The sequence below is a fragment of the Roseovarius mucosus genome, assembly GCF_002080415.1.
In the GTDB taxonomy this organism is placed as follows: Bacteria; Pseudomonadota; Alphaproteobacteria; order Rhodobacterales; family Rhodobacteraceae; genus Roseovarius; species Roseovarius mucosus_A.
Genome location: NZ_CP020474.1, coordinates 1,125,387 through 1,140,569, shown reverse-complemented (window position 1 = coordinate 1,140,569; position 15,183 = coordinate 1,125,387). Strand labels below are relative to the sequence as shown.

Below are 15,183 nucleotides of genomic sequence, written 5' to 3'. Positions count from 1 at the left end.
TGATCAAAACCGTCGGATTATACCGGAGCGTTTGGCCCATGAGCGAAACCCTTTTGCACCGCCTTGCCTGGGTCGTCGTCGTGCTCTGCGTGGCGCCTATCCTTGCGGCGGCGCTCGCGGCCTTCGCGGGCGATTTGCAGACCTGGCGCGATGTGCTGTCCTCTGTCTTGCCGCGTTATACCGCGACGACCCTGACGCTGGTCGCCATCGTCGGCGTCAGCACGGCGGTGATCGGATCGGTTACGGCTTGGCTGGTGACGGTCTACCGCTTTCCCGGTGCGCGGCTTTTAGAGGTGGCGCTGGCGCTGCCGCTGGCGTTTCCGGCCTATGTCATGGCCTATGCCTATACGCATTTTCTGGACCATCCCGGCCCGGTGCAAACCGCCTTGCGCGCGATCACGGGTTGGGGGCCGCGCGATTACTGGTTTCCAGAGGTGCGCAGCCTTGGCGGGGCGGCCCTGATGCTGACAATCGTGCTCTATCCTTATGTCTACCTTCTCGCGCGGGCCTCGTTTCGGCAGCAATCGGGCAATGCGTTCCTTGTGGCGCGCACGCTGGGGCGTTCGCCGATGCAGGCCTTCTGGCGGGTGGCCCTGCCGATGGCGCGCCCGGCGATTGCGGGCGGGGCACTTCTTGCGGTTATGGAGACGATCGCCGATTTCGGCACCGTGGCGTTTTTCAACGTCCAGACCTTTGCCACCGGCATCTATCAGGCGTGGTTCAGCCTTGGCGACCGGGCGGCGGCGGCGCAACTGGCGCTGTGCCTGCTCAGTTTCGCGCTGCTCTTGGCCGGGTTAGAGCGGGCAAGCCGGGGGCGGTCGCGCACCGCCGGGCGCGGCGCACGGTTCGAGACGATGGAACGCCCGCAGTTGCGCGGTGCGGCGGGTTGGGGGGCCTTTACGCTCTGTTTTCTGCCGGTGCTGTTTGGCTTCATCATTCCGGTGATCATGCTGGGGGAAATGGCCATCGGCTCGGGGCAAAATATCCTTTCGGCGCGCTATCTCGGGTTCATGACCAATTCGGTGCTCTTGGCCAGTGTCGCGGCAGTGCTGACGGTGGTGGGGGCAATCCTCGTGGGGTTTCGCGCCCGCACCCGTCCGGGGCGCAGCGCGCGCTGGCTGGTGATGGGGGCAGGTCTGGGCTACGCCGTGCCCGGTGGCGTCATTGCCGTTGGCCTCATGGTGCCGATGGCGGGGCTGGACAACGCCATCGACGCCTTCATGCAAGAGACATTCGGCATCCGCACCGGGCTTTTGATCACCGGATCAATCTGGCTCATGATCATGGCCTATATGGTGCGGTTCATGGCGGCGGCGCTCAACGCCTATGACAGTGGCATGGCGACGGTGCCGGGGCATCTTGATGCGATTGGCCGCTCTTTGGGGCAGCCGGGGCCAAAACTGCTGACACGGGTGCATCTGCCGGTGGCGCGCACCTCGGTTCTGACCGCGCTTTTGATCGTCTTTGTCGATGTGATGAAGGAATTGCCCGCCACCCTGATCCTGCACCCCTTTGATTTTCAGACGCTGGCGGTTCAGGCGCACCGCCTCGCCGCCGATGAGCGGTTGTCAGAGGCGGCGGTGCCATCGCTGGTGCTGGTGGCGTTCGGACTGATCCCGGTGCTGATCCTCTGCCGCACGCTGGGCCGCGAGAGCATGGGGCGGCGCGCGGCAAAACTGGGCACGGCGATTTCAGCGGGGTAGCGTAACATTCACCCCAATCACGCCCGCGCGGCTTACTCCCCCGGTCGCTTCAAACTGAAAGTCTCGCGGATCACCGAATAATCCTGATACCCAAGCCGGGTCAGCGGATTGAACCGGGTCACGTCAAACCGGCCCTCGACCATGCAGTCGTCGCGCATATGCACGCCGATCACCTCGCCAAAGACCACGAAATTCGCCTCGCCGGGCAGTTGCACAATCTGCGTCAGCTTGCATTCCAGACTGGCCGGGCTTGCCGCCACGCGGGAACAGGCGATGGTTTCGCAGGTCGCCTTGTCCAACCCGGCATCGGTGAATTCATCCACCTCACGGCCCCACGCGCCAGAGGTCTGGTTCATGGCATCACGCAATGCTTCGCTGACGATATTGACGCAAAAGACGCCTGTCTCGCGGATATTAGCGACGCTGTCCTTGGTATCGCCGCGATCCGGCTTGGCGCTGGTCGAGGCGAACATCACCTGTGGCGGCACATAGGCGACCGCATTGAAAAACGAATAGGGGGCCAGATTGTCCTGCCCATCGGCCCCACGGGTCGAAATCCAGCCAATCGGACGCGGTGTCACGATGGCGTTGAACGGGTTATGGGGCAGGCCATGGCCCTCTTCGGGTCGGTAAAACATCCGCCTCTCCTTGGTCATCGGGTTTGTGCCTGTCGTAACGTCGTGCTACGCGCATGGCCAGTCGATTTTTGGCAAGGGCAACGCGCGGCATGTTCACCCTCGAGACGGAGAAACCCGTTGATTACTGGGAGGTTGAGGCCCTATATGACCTGTGTTTCGCGCCGGGGCGCGAGGCACTGTCGTCTTACCGGCTGCGTGATGATGTGTCCCCCGTGCGCGATCTGTGCCTTGTGGTGCGCGATCATGACAGGATTTTGGCCGGGGCAATCCGCTATTGGCCTGTTCGGATCGGCACGGCGCGCGCGCTTTTGCTGGGGCCTGTTGCCGTACATCCCACCCATCAGGGCGAGGGGCTGGGCGCGCTGCTCATGCGCGACAGTCTGGAGCGCGCAGCGGCGCTCGGCTGGGAGCGGGTGATCTTGGTGGGCGACGCGCCCTACTATAGCCGCTTTGGATTTACCAAGCTGACCGCCGTGGAAATGCCGCCCCCCACCAACCCAGAGCGTGTGCTGGGGCTGGAACTGCGCCCCGGCGCGTGGGAGGATGTGGCTGGCAAAGTGATGCGCGACGCTTGAATTCAGGCTCTGCCGTGGCCAGTTGTGCCGGGTGAGCCTTGGCTTGGAACTTGTGGTGGGACACGCGGATGGAGCTTTTGGGCCGACCGATTGACGAGACCGAAACCGAGCGGCGCTTGCGCGCGCTGGTGGCGCGCAATGCGCAGGCGGGCAACGGGGTGATTGATCTGCTCAACCTTGTGGGTGGGCGCGCCGAGGGGTTGCTGGATCGCTTGCCGCCCAGTTTGCGCGCGCGGCTCAATGAAACCACCGAAGAGGCGCTGCGCCGCGCCGCCGAAATGGCGCATCGCTCGCGCGGGGTTGTGGGCGATCAGCCGGGCTGGATGGCGCGGGCGCTGACCACCTCAATGGGGGCGGTGGGCGGCATCGGCGGCCTGCCCACAGCGCTGGCCGAACTGCCGATCACGGTTACCGTGCTCTTGCGCGCCATTCAGGATGTGGCGGTGGAATACGGGTTTGACCCATCCGAACCCGCTGTGCGGTTCGATTCGGTGCAGGTGTTCGGCGCGGCAGGGCCGCTCGAGCGCGACGATGGGGCCAATCTGGGCTTTCTGGGCAGTCGGATGACTGTCACCGGCCCCGGGCTCAACGCGCTTATCGCGCGGGTGGCCCCGCGTCTGGCGGCGGTCTTGGGCCAAAAGCTGGCGGCGCAGACCGTGCCGATTTTGGGGGCCGCAGCAGGGGCGGCGACCAATTATGCCTACACCCGCTATTATCAGGATATGGCGCAGGTGCATTTCGGGCTCCGTCGGCTGGCGATTGACGCCGGTCGCGACCATTCCGCGTTATGCGCCGAGTTTCGTGCAATGGCCCAAAGCACACCGGGCCGCGCCAGCTGATCCGATCTGTCCGCCCCTGCATCAGCACGGCGGATGCAGCACATAATTTCCTTGATATTGCAGCTATAACCCATAGGCTGATGGCGATTGATCGTGATGGATTTCAGCTATGGCAACTACAGAGGAACACGGCGCTGCGCTTCCGGGATGGTTCGCCGCGCCGGGAGAGGGCGACACGCTGGCATGGGTGTCCTTGGGGCTGCTTATCGCGGTGATCTATGTGCTCGTCACGCTCTACGCGGCCTTTGATCGCTGGGCCGAACATCAATCGCACGGCACGCCGCTGGCCAAGACGATCCCGACGATGCTCACCGTCGCTCTGCTTTACGAGCTGTTTCCGCTCGGGCATTTCAATATCCTGTTGCCGATCAGTGCCATCCTGATTGCGCTCATGGCCGATTTGGCGCGCTTCAACCTGTGGGGCGCAGGCGCACAGACGCCCGAAGATACGGCCAAGCCGACAGGAGACACCCAACGTGATTGAGCTGCTTCTGACCTCTTTCCCGGTCATTATCCGGTATTTCCAGCTCAAGCGTCGCGGCGAGGCGATGACCGTCTGGAACATGCGCACAGCGGTTCTGATCTGGGCGGTGCTGGCCTTCTTGCTCTTCCTCCTCATCTTTTATTTCCACCCCAAATCCTATTCGGGCATCGTGCCGTTCCGCACCATTTCCGTGGTGTCACAGGCCAGCGGGCCTGTGACGGCGATCAACGTCATCAATGGCCAACGGGTCGAAGCGGGCGATCTTTTGTTCCAAGTCGATGACCGGGCTCAACGCGCCGCCCTGGAACAGGCAGAGGCGGAATTCGCCAAGATCAGCGCGGCCGAGACCAAGGCCGCCGAGACGCTCAAGGTCGCCCAAGCCTCTGTTGCCGAGGCAGAGGCGTCGCTCGACAAGCTGCGCGTCGATCTCGATAACGCGCTGACGCTTGTCACCCGCAACGTCGGCACGCGCGATGCCGTGCGCCAATTGGAATCCTCGGTCGCGATTGCCGAGGCTGGGGTTGCCGCAGCAGAGGCGCAGGTTGCCTTGGCTCAGACGGATATTTCCCAAACCCTTCCCGCGCAACGCCGCGCTGCCGAAGCCGCCCTGCACAGCGCGCAAGTCGCCTTGGCGCAAACCGAGGTGCATGCCTATACGGGCGGTGTTGTCACCCAGCTTGCCATGAGCTTGGGCAGCCCCGCCTCGACCCTGATCCTCAGCCCGGCCATGGTGATCATCCCCGACCGGCCACAAGGCACGCCCGTGCGCACCGTTGCGGGATTTTCTCAGGTTGCCAACAGCACGATCTACGAGGGCATGCCCGCCGAAATCGCCTGCGACAGCAATATAAGCCTGTCATTTCGCGATGCGGTCCTTCCGGCGCGCGTGGTCTCGGTGCAACCGGCCATCTCCACGGGGCAGATCGTGCCCGGTGGTCGCCTGATGGACCCCGCCGAAATGCTGCGGCGCGGGTCGATCCTTGTTTATTTTGAACTGGCGCATCCCGAGCATGAAAAGATCATGCTCGATGGCAGCGGCTGCATGATTCAGACCTATACCAGCAATCTGCCCGGCTTTTTCGGCCATGTGATCGCAGCCACCGGCGTGGTCAAGGCGGTGGGGCTGCGCATCAAGGTCTGGGGATCGCTGGTGTCGGGTGTGGGCCTGGCCGGGGGGGGTGGTCACTAGGGCCGTGCGCGCCTCACATCTGGTCGCGCAGATAATCCATCACCGCCGGGCGCACGGTCTGCGCACCGCGCGCGCGCTCTGCATGGATCAGCTCGCGCAACTGTCCAAGGTCGATCCGCCGCAACAGGCTCTTGACCGGGCCGATAGAGGCGGGGCGCATCGAGAGCGTGCGAAACCCGATGGCGGCAAGGCACGCGGCCTCGATCGGGCGGCCCGCATCTTCGCCACAGAAACTCAGCGGCGTTCCAAGCGTGGCACACCGATAGACAATCCCCTCAAGGAAATTGAGAAAGCTGATGTTGAGCGTGTCATAACGACGGCGCACGCGCTCGTTTTCACGATCAGCGGCAAAGAAAAACTGCTTGAGGTCATTGCCACCCACCGAGATGAAATCCACCTCTGAATAAAAGTCATCCGGCGCAAAAGCCAGCGATGGGGTTTCCAGCATCGCGCCCACTTCGATCTGCGCAGGGATCGGATGGCCCAGAATACGCTCGCGCTCTAGGGCCTTGTCCATCTCGGCGCGGGCGGCGGTGAACTCGTCGCGTTGTGCCACAAAGGGGAACATGATGGTCAGCGGTCGCCCCTTGGCGGCGCGAATGAGCGCCTGAAGCTGCATCCGCATCACCCCCGGCTTGTCCAACCCCACCCGGATCGCGCGCCAGCCCATCGCCGGGTTGGGTTCGTCATTGGGCTTCATATAGGGCAGCACCTTGTCCGAACCGATATCAAGCGTGCGGAACACCACGCGCTGCTCCCCGGCGGCATCCATCACCCGCGCATAAAGCTCTGATAATTCGGCCCGTTTGGGCATGTGGTTGCGGATCAGGAACTGCAATTCGGTGCGAAACAGCCCCACCCCCTCTGCCCCCGAGCCGACAAGGCTGGGCAGGTCGGCCATAAGCCCCGCGTTCATCTTGAGCTTGATGCGCTGACCGCAGAGCGTTTCGGCGGGTTTGTCACGGATCGAGGCATAGCGCTGCTGCGCCTCGGCCTGCATCGCCATCTTGTCGCGAAAGGCCGACACGACCGTATCGTCGGGGCGCAGATGCACGATGCCCTGATCACCATCGACAAGGATCGGATCGCCGTTCAGGGCCTCGGTCGTGATGCGATTGGCATGGATCACCAGCGGAATCGCCAACGCCCGCGCCACAATCGCGGCATGAGACCCGACCGATCCCTCCTCCAGCACGATTCCCTTCAGGGTGCGGCCATAATCGAGCAACTCTGCGGGGCCGATGTTGCGGGCGATCAGAATGGGATCGGCGGGCATGTCCGCGCCAGTCTCGTTGCCCTGCCCGGTCAGGATCCGCAACAGCCGGTTCGAGAGGTCATCAAGATCATGCAGGCGCTCGCGCAGATAGGCATCCGTCACCTGGCCCATGCGCGCGCGGGCGGCGGATTGCTCCTTTTCCACCGCAGCCTCTGCTGAAAGACCGCTGTCGATATTGGCCTCCATCCGGCGCATCCAGCCTTTGGAGTTGGCGAACATGCGATAGGCTTCCAGAATTTCGGTCTGATCCTTGTCGCCGCCATTGGCCGAATTCAGCATGCGGTCCACGCCCACGCGCAGCGCCTCAACCGCCTCGTTCAGCCGTGTCAATTCACGCACCGGATCATCGGCGATGGGATTGGTCACAACCACGCGCGGCTCGTGCAGCCAGACCCGGCCCTGCGCCGTGCCTTCCTGCGCGCTGGCACCGCGAAACAGCACCGCTTGCTGGTGGCGCGCCGACATGGCGGCCCCTTCGCCCACAAAAGCGCCCAGTTCGGCCATTTCGGCCAGAACCATGGCCACCACCTCGACCGCGTAGATTTCTTCGTCTGAGAACAGCCGCGCCTGTTTCGATTGCACAACCAGAACGCCCAGCTTTTCGCCAAGCCGCTGGATCGGCACACCCAAAAACGACGAATAGGCCTCTTCGCCGGTCTCTGGCATGTAGCGAAATCCGGGCTCTGCCGGGGCATTGTCGGTGTTGATCACCTCGCCGGTGCGCGCCACACGGCCCACCAGACCCTCGCCCATACGCATCCGGGTCTGGTGCACGGCCTCGGCCTTGAGACCCTCTGTCGCGCACAGCTCCAGCGTGTCCTCGTCACGGAACAGATAGATCGAGCACACCTCGATCCGCATTTCCTCGGCGATGAGGCGGGTAATCTGGTCAAGCCGCGTCTGCCCGCCCGCATCCTCGGCCATGATGGCACGCAGTCGGCCCAGCATCTGGCGGCTGTCGGTCTTGAAATGTTCGCTCATGGGTGGCGATCCCCCCAAGCAGATTCAGGGATTGGCCAGACCCGGCGGCAGGGATGCTGTGGCCGGGTCAGGCCGCTTTGTCCAACTCGAACGCATCATGCAGTGCCTGCACCGCGAGTTCCATGTATTTCCGGTCGATCAGCACGGAAATCTTGATCTCGGAGGTTGCAATCACCTTGATGTTGATTCCTTCATCGCTCAGCGTCTTGAACATCTTGGCGGCAACACCCGATTGGCTGCGCATGCCGATGCCCACTGCCGAAATCTTGGCCACATTGGTATCGGCCACAAGGTCGTGATAGTTGATGTCGCCGCGTTCCTTGGCCTCGCGTAGCGCCTTCTCGGCGCGGATCACCTGATCCGTGGGGCACGAAAAGGTCATATCCGTGCGGCCTTCTTCGGCGATATTCTGGATGATCATATCGACATTCACGCCCGCCTCGGACAGGGGCCCAAAGATGGCGGCCGCGATGCCGGGGCGGTCCGCCACCGAAATGAGGGTCATTTTCGCCTCGTCGCGGGAATAGGCGATGCCGCTGACAACCTTTGATTCCATGATTTCCTCCTCGGCGCAGACCAGCGTGCCGGCCTCATCAGATGGTTCCTCGAAACTGCTGAGCACCCGCAGTTTCACATTATACCGCATCGCCAGTTCCACGGAACGGGTTTGCAGCACCTTGGCCCCCAGCGAGGCCAGTTCCAACATTTCCTCAAACGCGATCTTATCAAGCTTGCGCGCCTTGGAGGTGATGCGCGGATCGGTGGTATAGACCCCGTCCACATCGGTGTAGATATCGCAGCGTTCCGCATCAAAGGCGGCGGCAAAGGCCACGGCGGTGGTGTCCGATCCGCCACGGCCCAGCGTGGTGATGCGGCCCTCGGGCGAAACCCCTTGAAAGCCCGCCACAACGGCCACGCGCATGCCTTGGGCAAAGCGGCCATTGATGTTCTCGGTTGGGATTTCCTCGATCCGGGCGGCAGAATGCGCAGAATTGGTCTTGAGCGGCACCTGCCAGCCCTGCCAACTGCGCGCCGGGATGTCCATTTCCTGCAACGTAAGCGCCATCAGCCCCGCCGTCACATTCTCGCCCGCGCTGACCACGGCGTCATATTCGCGCGCATCATGTAAGGGCGCGATTTCATTGACCCAGCCAACCAGTTCGTTGGTCTTGCCCGACATGGCCGAGACGATGACGATCACGTCATAGCCCTTGGCCACCTCAAGGCCCACACGCTTGGCGGCGCGGCGGATGCGGTCGATATTGGCGACCGATGTGCCGCCGAATTTCATCACGAGAACGGGCATGGGTGCAGTCCTGAGCCGAAGTATCGGGCGCGGTTTACGCGCGGGCAGGGCGCTGCGCAAGGGGGTGCTGCGCCCGGAGCATCTATGCGCCGTCGGGACGCATCACCAAACAGGTGGTCGATCCGGTGGCATAGAGCCGCCCGTCGCTCAGCCCGCGCAATTCGCCGCGCGCCACGGCGGTCGAGCGGCCCTTGTGTTCAAGCGAGCCAATCGCCTGAACCGGCACATCAAGCGGCAGGGCGCGGGTGATATTCACCTTGTATTCCAGGGTTGTGTAGGTCTCGCCACGCTCGAGCGCCGTCATCACCGCGCAGCCCATGCAACTGTCAAGAATGGCCCCATACCAGCCACCATGCACGCCGCGCATCGGGTTGGTGGCGTCAAACTGTGCTGCCCCCTCGAACACCACATGACCCTGCCGCGCCTCAATCGGCCGAAAGCCCAGCGTCGCCCCAATCGGCGGGCAGGGCAAGCGGCCTGCGATCATATCCTCGATGAACCCCAGCCCCGTTCGGGCCAAAATGGCCGCGAGGTCCGGCAATTCGTCCAGCGATGTGGCGTGGTATGACGGCATATCGGCCCCTCCTGTCCCTGCGGGGTGCAGGGTAGGCGGGGCCGACTGTCTCGGCAAGCGCTCAGGCGACGTCGCGCAGCGTCACTTTGGGTGTGACACCCAAGGCATGGCACACATCGCGCGTCAGTTCCGGGCGATTGAGCGTGTAGAAATGCAGGTCTTCGACCCCACCATCCAGCAGGTCACTGCACAGTTCCGTGGCCAGTGCGGTTGCCAGCAGGTCATGCCGGTTGTCGCGAATGGCCTTGTCAAACGCCTCATCCAGCCACGCAGGAACCTGCGTGCCGCAGGACAGTGCGAATTTGCGCGCGCCGACCCAGTTTTCAATCGGCAGAATGCCGGGGATGATCGGCGCGTTGATCCCTGCCGCCGCACAGGCATCGCGGAAGCGGAAAAAGGTCTCTGCCTCAAAGAAGAACTGCGTGATCGCCTCGGATGCGCCCGCGTCAATCTTGCGCTTGAGCCAGTCGATATCGGCGCGTTGATCGGCCGCTTCGGGGTGCTTCTCGGGGTAGGCACCAACACGGATGGTGAACTTGCCGGTATCGGCCAGTGCGGAAATCAGCTCGCAGCTATTGGCGAACCCATCCGGGTGCTGAACAAACCCGTTCGATCCCTTGGGCGGGTCGCCGCGCAGGGCGACAATCTCAGACACGCCAGCTGCGGCGAATTGGTCGGCAATCTCCAGCGTCTCGGCGCGGCTGGCATCGACGCAGGTCAGGTGCGCCGCCACATTCAGGCCGGTGGCCTTGTGCAAGGTGCCCACCGCCTCGCGGGTCAATTCGCGGGTGGTGCCGCCCGCGCCATAGGTCACGGACACAAACCGTGGGTCGAGCGGCGCAAGCGCGTGGATCGTCTCCCACAGGCGAAACGAGGCCTCAAGCGTCTTGGGCGGGAAAAATTCAAAAGAGATACGCGGCGTTGTCATCTTGGGTCATCCCGTGCAGGAGTGAAATCTGTTGTCCTCTTGTTGCAGGTGCAGCAATGTGAGACAACTTCATTAAATTCATGGTTTGAATGAGGTTCACTAATAATGCATATCGAGTTCCGGCACCTGAAAACGATCCGTGCCATTCATCAGGCCGGCGGTTTGGCACGTGCGGCGGACCTGTTGCACATCACCCAATCCGCCCTCAGCCATCAGATCAAGGGGCTTGAGGATCAGACCGGGGTCGAGCTTTTTGTGAGACGTTCCAAACCCTTACGCCTGTCTGCTGCCGGTCAGCGCCTGCTGCGGCTGGCCGAAAAAATCCTGCCCGAGATCGAAGCATTGGAACAGGAATTCGAAGGCCTGCGCGAGGGCAGCGCGGGCCGCCTGCATATCGCGATTGAATGCCACGCCTGTTTCGAATGGCTTTTCCCTGTGCTGGAACGCTTTCGCAAAACCTGGGGCGAGGTCGATGTTGATATTCGCCCCGGTCTGGCCTTTGACGCGCTGCCCGCCCTGCAAAAGGAAGAGGTGGATTTGGTGGTCTCCTCCGACCCCGAGGATCTGCCGGGAATCAGCTTCAAACCGCTCTTTGATTACGAGCCGGTCTTTGTCGCCTCAAGCCAGCATCCTTTGGCGCAGAAACCCTATGTCGAGGCGGCTGACTTTCGCGATGAGGTGCTGATCACCTATCCGGTGGACCGCTCGCGGCTTGATGTCTTTACCGAATTGCTGACCCCGGCCAAGGTCGAACCCAAAAGCATCCGACAGGTCGAACTGACCGCCGTGATCCTGCTTCTGGTCGCCTCCAATCGCGGTGTCGCCGTGCTGCCCGATTGGGTGGTGCGCGAGGTCAAGACCAGCACGGATTACGTGACCCGCCCCCTCACAGCCACAGGCAAGACCAAACGCCTCTATGCCGCCATCCGCGACGATGACGCAGACAAGCCTTATATGGCCTATCTGCTCAAACTCGCCCGCGAAATCCCGGTGCGCCTGCAACGTGGCGATAAGGTGGGGGGCTGAGCGTCAGCCCTCTTCGTGCGGCGCCCCCCCGGCAAAGCTGTTGCCGTTGGTATAGTCGCAGGGGGCTTCCTGCATCTCCAGATGCAGGCCGGTGCCGTGATAGGGGTTGGCGCGCGCCAGCGCCTCATCCACCTCGATCCCCAGACCGGGGGCCTCTGGCGGGGTGATATAACCACCTTCAACCCGGATGCCGCCCTTGATCAGCGCATCATGGAACGGGGTTTCGATGCTCTCGCACATCAGGATATTGGGAATGGACGCGGCAAAATGCACATTCGCCGCCCATTCCACCGGCCCGGCATAAAGATGCGGTGCCATTTGCGCGTTATAGACCTCGGCCATGGCGGCCACTTTCTTCATCTCCCAGATGCCGCCTGCACGGCCCAAGGCCGGTTGCAGGATCGCCGCCGCGCCCTCGCGCAGCACAGGCGCAAACTCGGCCTTGGTGGTCAAACGCTCGCCTGTCGCCACGGGGATGCGCACCGCGCGCGCCACCTGTGCCATTGCACCCACATTGTCGGGCGGCACCGGCTCTTCATACCAGAGCGGCGAATAAGGCTCGATGGCTTGGCCCAGACGGATCGCGCCTGCGGTCGTGAATTGCCCATGGGTGCCAAAAAGCAGATCGGCCTTGTCGCCCACCGCCGCCCGGATTTTGCGGCAAAACTCGACCGACAGGGATATATCCGTCATCGCAGGCATATGCCCGCCGCGCAGCGTATAGGGGCCTGCGGGATCGAACTTGACTGCCGTATAACCGCGCGCCACGCAATCCGCCGCACTTTCGGCGGCCATATCGGCCGAGGTCCAGAATGGTGTGATCGGATGATGGGGCAGGGGATAAAGATAGGTATAGGCGCGAATGCGCGGGTTCATCTTGCCGCCCAAAAGCGCCCAGACAGGCCGCCCCCTCGCCTTGCCCAGAATATCCCAACAGGCAATCTCCAGCCCCGAAAAGGCCCCGATGGCCGTCAGGTCCGGGCGTTGGGTAAAGCCCGAGGAATAGACGCGGCGGAACATCAGCTCGATATTCTCGGGGTTCTCGCCTTCCATATGGCGGGCAAACACATCCTCGATCACCGCGCGCATGGCCTCAGGCCCGACGCTCGCGGCATAGCATTCGCCCCAGCCGGTGATCCCGTCATCCGTGGTCAGCTTGACCAAAATCCAATAGCGCCCACCCCAGCCGGGCGCGGGTGGTGCGGTCACGATGATATCGAGGTCTCTGAGCTTCATGGCTGTGTCCTGTTAAAACGCAAGAGCGGGGCACGCGGCATTTGCGGCCAGATGAAAGGCTGTCATTCAAACACAATCACATTACGCCGGGCCGACCCGGATTTTGTATCGGCGATGGCCTCGTTGATCTGGTCAAACCGCCAGCGCCGGGAAATCAGCTCGTCCAGCTTGAGCCGCCCTTGACCATAAAGATCGACCATCCACGGAATATCGCGGCGAATGACCGCCTCGCCCATCTTGGAGCCGACCATGGATTGTCCCATCGCAGCGAAACTCGCGGCTTCATAGCTTGAGGCGGCACCCGTATGGGGCATGCCGACCATGATCACCTTTCCACCCCCGGCCAGATAGCGCGGCGCCAGATCATAGGCCTTGGCCGCGCCCACGGTGACAAGCACCGCATCGGCCCCACGTCCCATCGCCGCCTTGGCGCTGCGCCACGGCTTTTCCTCGGTCGCCAAGACACCATCGGTCGCGCCGAATTCACGGGCGGCGGCCAGCTTGTCCTCGGTCATGTCCACCGCCACGATCCGCCGCGCGCCCGCGATGCGTGCGCCCTGAATGGCGTTAAGGCCGACACCGCCTGCCCCAATCACCACCACATCCTGCCCTGCGCGCAGATTGGCCGCATTGATCACGGCCCCCACGCCGGTAATCACCCCGCAGGCCAATAGGCTGGCCGCCGCCATGTCGATCCCATGCGGGATTTTCACGATCTGACTGTGATGCACCACAACAGATGTGGCAAAGGCCCCGCAGGCCATGGCCTGATGCAATCTCCCCCCCGAAAGCGTCGAAAGCGGCCCGTGCCCGTCGTCTTGTGGCGTCTCGCATCCCGTTGGGCGGCCCGTGGCGCAGGGCGCGCAGTGCCCGCAGGCGCGAATGAGCGTGACAACCACCGGATCGCCCAACGCAAAGCCGGAGACACCCGCGCCAACCGCGCTCACAATCCCCGCCGCCTCATGGCCATAAACGGCGGGCAGGGTGCCGCCCCAACCCCCCATCGCATAGGAAATATCCGAGTGGCAAATCGCCACCGCCTTGACCTCGACCTGCACCTCACCCGCCTCGGGCGCGCGCAGATGCACCGGTTCGATCACGAGAGGCGCGCCAAATTCATGGCATACGGCGGCTGTGATGGTCTGCATGGGGCCTCCCTTCCAATGCTGGGCGCAAGTGATCCGGATTCGCGTGTCACCGCAAGCGGGTTTCTATCAGGCGTGGCCGATATGCCCCGTGGCGCGCAGAAACTCTGACAGCAGCCGCGCGTATTCTTGCGGCTGATCCACCGGGGGCACATGCCCGGTGCGGCGCATCAGCTCGAACTTTGAGCCGGGGATTAGGTCCACCGTCTCGCGCACAAGATCGGGCGGGGTCGAGCCATCCTCGGCCCCCGCAATGCCCAGCGTGGGCAGGCGCAGGCCAGAGGTAGGCGTGTAGAAATCCGTGCCGGAAATGGCAGCGGCACAGCCGGCATAGCCCTCTGGATCATGCTGGCAAAGCCGCTCAAACCATGGCAAGTGCCTGTTTTCCTTAAGATAGCTGCGCGTGAACCACCGTTCACACGATCCGCGCGCCAGCTCTGCCATGCCGCCCGCGCGGCGTGCGGTGGCGATCCGCTCGGCCCAAAGCGTGGGCGTGCCGATCTTGGCCCCGGTATTGGACAGCACCAGCGCCCGAATGAGGTCGGGGCGCTTTACCGCCAGCCCCTGCGCCACCATCCCGCCAATCGAAAGGCCGACAAACATCGCCTCACGCACCTGCAAGTGATCCAGCAATCGCTCGGCATCGCGGATGAGCGCGCCCATGGAATAGGGGGCAGGCGGGGTCGAGGATTGCCCATGCCCGCGCGCATCATAGCGGATGATCCGCAGGCCGGGCGGCAACAGCGGCACCACCGCATCCCAGAGAAACGTGCCGGTGCCAAGCGCATGGGCAAAGACGATGGGCGCGCCCTCGGGGTCGCCTTCGTCGAGGTAATGCAGGGTCACATCGCCTGTATCAAACATCATCCGCGTCGCTCCTTGTCCTTTGGGCGCGACGCGGGGGCAGGTCCCCCCTGTCAGTGCGACACCACAGCAAGGCCCGCCAACACCATGGTCGCACCACCGATCTGACGCACGCTAAGCGCCTCGCCAATGAACCACGCATAGCTGAGCACGATCAGTGTTTCCAGACCGATGATCGAGATATAGACGACCCCAAGATCAACATGGCGCAGGATCTCGATTTCGCACAGTGCCGCCGCCCCAAAGCCAAGCGCAACCAAGCCGATTGCCGCGAGGCTGATCGTGGATGACCCCATCTTCAGTCCAATTGTCGCGATCGAATAACCTAGCGCCGACAGGACAATCAGAAAAATTGCCTGAGCATTTAAAACAGCCATAGTATCCTCCTGTGCCACAAGTCCGTGGCATTAAAATGTTTT

The 15,183-nt window shown here is 63.0% G+C and carries 15 protein-coding genes; 6 read left to right on the top strand and 9 right to left on the bottom strand.

Annotated features, from left to right (window positions below):
• Nucleotides 1-38: 38 nt before the first annotated feature.
• Entirely contained in the window at nucleotides 39-1,703 is a 1,665-nt protein-coding gene (locus tag ROSMUCSMR3_RS05545) for an ABC transporter permease (RefSeq protein WP_081506691.1), read from the top strand.
• Between the two features lie 32 nt (nucleotides 1,704-1,735).
• On the opposite strand, the gene ROSMUCSMR3_RS05540 is transcribed toward ROSMUCSMR3_RS05545, so the two are convergent.
• Complete coding sequence (locus ROSMUCSMR3_RS05540; RefSeq protein WP_198133579.1) at nucleotides 1,736-2,341, bottom strand: flavin reductase family protein; 606 nt, start codon at nucleotides 2,339-2,341, stop codon at nucleotides 1,736-1,738.
• 89 nt (nucleotides 2,342-2,430) lie between these two features.
• Here ROSMUCSMR3_RS05540 and ROSMUCSMR3_RS05535 point away from each other — a divergent pair, with 89 nt between their 5' ends.
• The 4 genes from ROSMUCSMR3_RS05535 to ROSMUCSMR3_RS05520 all read left to right on the top strand — a co-directional run bounded on the left by ROSMUCSMR3_RS05535 (nucleotide 2,431) and on the right by ROSMUCSMR3_RS05520 (nucleotide 5,428).
• Nucleotides 2,431-2,916 (top strand): GNAT family N-acetyltransferase, encoded by a 486-nt coding sequence (locus tag ROSMUCSMR3_RS05535; protein ID WP_081506690.1) that lies wholly within the window; start codon nucleotides 2,431-2,433, stop codon nucleotides 2,914-2,916.
• Between the two features lie 68 nt (nucleotides 2,917-2,984).
• Nucleotides 2,985-3,755: an EcsC family protein gene (locus ROSMUCSMR3_RS05530; RefSeq protein WP_081506689.1), complete on the top strand. Its 771-nt coding sequence runs from the start codon at nucleotides 2,985-2,987 to the stop codon at nucleotides 3,753-3,755.
• A gap of 109 nt (nucleotides 3,756-3,864) precedes the next feature.
• Nucleotides 3,865-4,239 (top strand): hypothetical protein, encoded by a 375-nt coding sequence (locus tag ROSMUCSMR3_RS05525; RefSeq protein ID WP_008280615.1) that lies wholly within the window; start codon nucleotides 3,865-3,867, stop codon nucleotides 4,237-4,239.
• Nucleotides 4,232-5,428 (top strand): HlyD family secretion protein, encoded by a 1,197-nt coding sequence (locus ROSMUCSMR3_RS05520; RefSeq protein ID WP_008280614.1) that lies wholly within the window; start codon nucleotides 4,232-4,234, stop codon nucleotides 5,426-5,428. The genes ROSMUCSMR3_RS05525 and ROSMUCSMR3_RS05520 overlap by 8 nt, the downstream gene beginning before the upstream one ends.
• 13 nt (nucleotides 5,429-5,441) lie before the next feature.
• On the opposite strand, the gene ptsP is transcribed toward ROSMUCSMR3_RS05520, so the two are convergent.
• From ptsP to metF, 4 genes are all read right to left on the bottom strand, one after another.
• Nucleotides 5,442-7,685, bottom strand: a complete 2,244-nt coding sequence (gene ptsP / locus ROSMUCSMR3_RS05515) for a phosphoenolpyruvate--protein phosphotransferase (RefSeq protein ID WP_008280613.1) — start codon at nucleotides 7,683-7,685, stop codon at nucleotides 5,442-5,444.
• A 67-nt stretch (nucleotides 7,686-7,752) separates the two neighbouring features.
• Complete coding sequence (locus ROSMUCSMR3_RS05510; RefSeq protein WP_081506688.1) at nucleotides 7,753-8,991, bottom strand: aspartate kinase; 1,239 nt, start codon at nucleotides 8,989-8,991, stop codon at nucleotides 7,753-7,755.
• 82 nt (nucleotides 8,992-9,073) lie between these two features.
• Nucleotides 9,074-9,565 (bottom strand): PaaI family thioesterase, encoded by a 492-nt coding sequence (locus tag ROSMUCSMR3_RS05505; RefSeq protein ID WP_081506687.1) that lies wholly within the window; start codon nucleotides 9,563-9,565, stop codon nucleotides 9,074-9,076.
• Between the two features lie 61 nt (nucleotides 9,566-9,626).
• Nucleotides 9,627-10,493, bottom strand: a complete 867-nt coding sequence (gene metF / locus ROSMUCSMR3_RS05500) for a methylenetetrahydrofolate reductase [NAD(P)H] (RefSeq protein WP_008280610.1) — start codon at nucleotides 10,491-10,493, stop codon at nucleotides 9,627-9,629.
• Between the two features lie 105 nt (nucleotides 10,494-10,598).
• Between metF and ROSMUCSMR3_RS05495 the strand changes: the two genes are divergently transcribed.
• Nucleotides 10,599-11,519, top strand: coding sequence for a LysR family transcriptional regulator (locus tag ROSMUCSMR3_RS05495; RefSeq protein ID WP_008280609.1), 921 nt, complete (start codon nucleotides 10,599-10,601; stop codon nucleotides 11,517-11,519).
• Between the two features lie 3 nt (nucleotides 11,520-11,522).
• Here ROSMUCSMR3_RS05495 and ROSMUCSMR3_RS05490 read toward each other — a convergent pair whose 3' ends face one another.
• From ROSMUCSMR3_RS05490 to ROSMUCSMR3_RS05475, 4 genes are all read right to left on the bottom strand, one after another.
• The gene (locus ROSMUCSMR3_RS05490; RefSeq protein WP_081506686.1) at nucleotides 11,523-12,755 is read right to left on the bottom strand and encodes a mandelate racemase/muconate lactonizing enzyme family protein; all 1,233 of its coding nucleotides are present in this window, start codon (nucleotides 12,753-12,755) and stop codon (nucleotides 11,523-11,525) included.
• Nucleotides 12,756-12,817: 62 nt separating this feature from the next.
• On the bottom strand, nucleotides 12,818-13,903 hold the full coding sequence (locus ROSMUCSMR3_RS05485; protein WP_081506685.1) for an alcohol dehydrogenase catalytic domain-containing protein: 1,086 nt from the start codon (nucleotides 13,901-13,903) through the stop codon (nucleotides 12,818-12,820).
• A gap of 66 nt (nucleotides 13,904-13,969) precedes the next feature.
• On the bottom strand, nucleotides 13,970-14,767 hold the full coding sequence (gene pcaD, locus ROSMUCSMR3_RS05480) for a 3-oxoadipate enol-lactonase (protein ID WP_081506684.1): 798 nt from the start codon (nucleotides 14,765-14,767) through the stop codon (nucleotides 13,970-13,972).
• 50 nt (nucleotides 14,768-14,817) lie between these two features.
• Nucleotides 14,818-15,141, bottom strand: coding sequence for a hypothetical protein (locus tag ROSMUCSMR3_RS05475; protein WP_008280605.1), 324 nt, complete (start codon nucleotides 15,139-15,141; stop codon nucleotides 14,818-14,820).
• Nucleotides 15,142-15,183 lie beyond the last annotated feature (42 nt).